This window comes from Pirellulales bacterium (assembly GCA_019694455.1).
Taxonomy (GTDB): domain Bacteria; phylum Planctomycetota; class Planctomycetia; order Pirellulales; family JAEUIK01; genus JAIBBY01.
On the sequence record JAIBBY010000123.1, the window covers coordinates 1 to 3,534 of the forward strand.

A 3,534-nucleotide genomic window follows, 5' to 3' on the forward strand; every position below is an offset into this window, starting at 1 on the left:
GCTTATTCGCTCACTGGCTCCAACGAAACCATCGCGCGCCTTCGGTCACCGCTACAATGTAGTGCCGCGAACCTGAGTTCCCCTGCGTTGTGGAGACGCCATGCCAATTCAATCCGCGGGCACGCTGCTCTATCGTGGCGCGGCAGACATGCTGCAAGTGCTCTTGGTCCACCCGTCGGGCAGCTACAATCGCCACAAACCGTGGAGCATTCCCAAAGGTTTGCCCGATGCGGGAGAATCGCTCGAGGCGGCCGCCCGCCGCGAAACCTGGGAAGAAACCGGAGTCGAGATTACCGGTCCTCTCACCGCTCTCGGCCATATCGTCTATCGCAAGAGTCGCAAGGAAATCCATGGTTTCGCCGCTCCAGCGCCCGCCGGCGCCAGTCCGCGCTGCGCCAGTTGGGAGGTGGATTGCGCCGAGTTCCTGCCATTCGCCCGGGCGCGCGAGGTTATTCATCCCGATCAGGCGCCACTGCTCGATCGACTGGTGGCCCTGCTCGATAATGCCGATTGACGGCGCGCGCCTTTCGCGGCGGCGCCTGGCCTACTACTATGGCCCCCGGGGCGCATTGGTCCCCATTGCAACTTGTTGTCCCAACCGAGTACGACCGTGATGAAGTGTTGCTTCTCGATCATTTGCCTGCTGGGCAGCCTGCTTTCGATGGCTACGGCCGGCGACATTCAAACCGAGCGAATCTTTGGTCCTGAGTCGCCCGGCCCCTACAAGCATCCCGCGTCGGTCACCGCGCTCGATAACGGCGACCTGTACCTGGTGTACTACGGCGGCGATGGCGAATACGCCACCAACACCGCTGTCTACGGTTCACGTCTCAAGAAGGGCGAAACCACCTGGTCGCCGCCCGCTGTGATCGCCGACACGCCCCACCGCTCCGAAGGCAACGGCGTCGTTTGGCAAGCGCCAGATGGCGTCGTCTGGCTCTATTACGTCGTCCGCTACGGCGACACCTGGTCGTCGTCGCGCATTCAGGCCAAGCTCTCACGCGATCGTGGCCAGACCTGGAGCGATCCCATCATTGTCGCCTGGCAAGAAGGCATGATGGTCCGCGGCCGGCCAATCGCCCTCGCCGATGGCGACTATCTGCTGCCGATCTACCACGAAACCGGCATGAACCGCGAATGGGTCGGCGCCGACACCGAATCGCTCTTTCTGCGCTATAGCCCCAAGACGCATCAATTCACCGAATCGAGCCGCATTCGCTCGCGCCTCGGCAACCTGCAACCGTCCGTGGTGCAACTCGACGACAAACATCTGATCGCCTACTGCCGTCGCGGCGGCGACTACGAGCCCCGAGCCGATGGCTTCGTCGTCCGTAGCGAAAGCCTCGATGGCGGCCACACCTGGAGCGAGGGACAAGACTCGCAATTCCCCAATCCCAACGCCGCCATCGATTTCATCAAGCTACAGAACGGCCACCTGCTGCTCGTCTACAACAACAGCATTAGCGATCGCACGCCGCTGACCGTGGCCATTTCGCAAGACGCCGACAAAACCTGGCCTTGGCGGCGCGACATCGCCACCGGCGACTTCGACTATGCCTACCCCACCGCCATTCAAACGGCCGACGGCAAGATCCACATCGTCTACACGTCGCACGAGCGCACCGTCATCAATCGCGCCGTCTTCGATGAAGACGCAATCGCCCGTCCCGAATTCAAAGTCACCCAGAAGTAGTAGGGCACGTGACGCGCTGTGTGCGTGCGCGCGCTACTTCCGCGCCGCGGCTTCCGCCATCTGATAGAGCGGCAGATGGCGATAGTAGACCTCGAGCATCAACAGGTGCATCGTGGTCACGTACAAGCGCCCCGCCTGCAGGCCCCAGCGATCGGCCACCGGCTGGCGCGGATGCCAACTACCGGCCCACGGTCCGCCCCTCTCTTGAGTGCTGGTCAGCAGATCGCGCAACTGCCCATTCCACGCGTGCCAGCGATCTCCTCCCACCTGAAACATCACTTGCGTGGCGTAGTACCAATAGTAGGCGTCCCGCGCGCTCACCCCCTCCGTGCGCAACTGCGGCGCGTGCTCCTCCAGATAATCGACTCCCAACCCCAAACGCGGATCATCCCGGCGCCAACCTAAATACAACCGCATCAAGAGCGCCTCCGCCGTCATCGCCGGCGTCGCTTCGCGCTGGTGCGACAATCGTGAACTCGGCATATACGCGTAGCGGGCCGTCGTGTCGGGCGTGGTCGACGCCACATCGAGCCAACGGCTCACGCGTCGATACGCTTCCCGCTCGGCGGGCAGCCCCGCCAACTCGCCGCTCTTGAGCGCCATCATCTGCCAGCCAGACACCGACGTGTCAGACTCCCGCCCCGGCACATACCGCCAGCCCCCCAAAGTGGGATGCTGCGCCGCTACAATAAACCGCAGCGCCTGCCGCGCCGGCTCGCGCAGCGCCGGATCGCGCGTCATCCCAAATGCCTCGCACAGCGCAATCGCGGCAATGCCATGGCTATACAGCCACGCGGCAGGCGAACCTCCCGTGAACAAATCGCCATCCGGCTTCTGCCGGCTCAACAAGAACTGCAGCCCGCGCTCGACCTGCGAGCGGTACCGTCCGTCGCGGTGCGTGTCGCCGGCGCCAAGGTACGCCAACAGCGATAGCCCCGTCGCCGCCGTGTCGGCCTGAATGGTTCCCAGTTGCGGATCAGCCGTCTCGCGAAATCGCGGCGGGTACTCGTGTAAACTCCAATGGCCGTCGCCGTGTTGCAAGCGCGACAAGAATTGCAAGCCCGCTTCCACCGCGCGTTCCGACGCCGCGCTGCCCCCTCGCGCCGCCGCCGCCTGAGGTCGCGCCTCTGGCAGTCGCTCGCGAAACGCCGGCACCGGCTCGGGCAGTCCAACTTCCCCGGCCGTTGAAGACTTGTCCAACACAAATCGCCCTGGCCCTGTCGTGGCAAGTTCGCTCACGCGTGGCGCCGAAACCGCCGTTGCCGGCGCCACCAGCGCGCTCGGCGGCGTGCGCGCAGCCTCCGCCATGCGCGGCGACAATGTCTGCGGTATTGCGGCGACTGGCGCCAATCGGCCAGCATTGGCCGCGATTGCCGATCCCGGTTTCAGAGCATCTCCCTGGGCAAAATCAACACTAGCAGGCGCGGCAACCTCCGGCACTAGCGGCACGCTCTCTGTCTCCATGTCTGCCGTCGCCAGTCTTCGTGGTTCGAGCAAGGCGGCCGCGCCCGTCCCGCCAACAGGCGGCGCTTCCGGCACTTCCAGCGGGTCCCCTATCACGCTCGCTGGTCCCGCAGGCGCCCCTCTCCGGTCGGCCCGTCCCATTTCAGCGCCATCAAGAACGACCGCTGGCGCGGTGCGACGCGCCGCCGTTCCCCCCGACTCACCTGCCGCCAACTCGCTTTGTGCAGAACCGCCAACCACCTCGGCCAAATCGGGCGCTTCCACCGACAACACGGTTTCGGCGGCGGCCTTGCCGATCTCCGCCCGCGGTATCTCCGCGGAGGTACGCGCTGCGCCGCCAAGCGTCGCTAAGCCCTCAGCGCCGTTCACTACTGGCG

General features: G+C 64.9%; 3 protein-coding genes. 2 read left to right on the forward strand and 1 reads right to left on the reverse strand.

The window, feature by feature from the left end; translation table 11 throughout:
* Positions 1–100: 100 nt before the first annotated feature.
* Positions 101–514, forward strand: coding sequence for an NUDIX domain-containing protein (locus K1X71_21140; GenBank protein ID MBX7075655.1), 414 nt, complete (start codon positions 101–103; stop codon positions 512–514).
* 96 nt (positions 515–610) lie between these two features.
* Positions 611–1,693 carry an exo-alpha-sialidase gene (locus K1X71_21145; GenBank protein MBX7075656.1) on the forward strand — a complete coding sequence of 361 codons (1,083 nt, stop codon included), beginning with the start codon at positions 611–613 and terminating at the stop codon, positions 1,691–1,693.
* A gap of 33 nt (positions 1,694–1,726) precedes the next feature.
* Here K1X71_21145 and K1X71_21150 read toward each other — a convergent pair.
* Positions 1,727–3,534: hypothetical protein (locus K1X71_21150; protein MBX7075657.1), on the reverse strand; the 1,808-nt coding region annotated here is incomplete at its 5' end.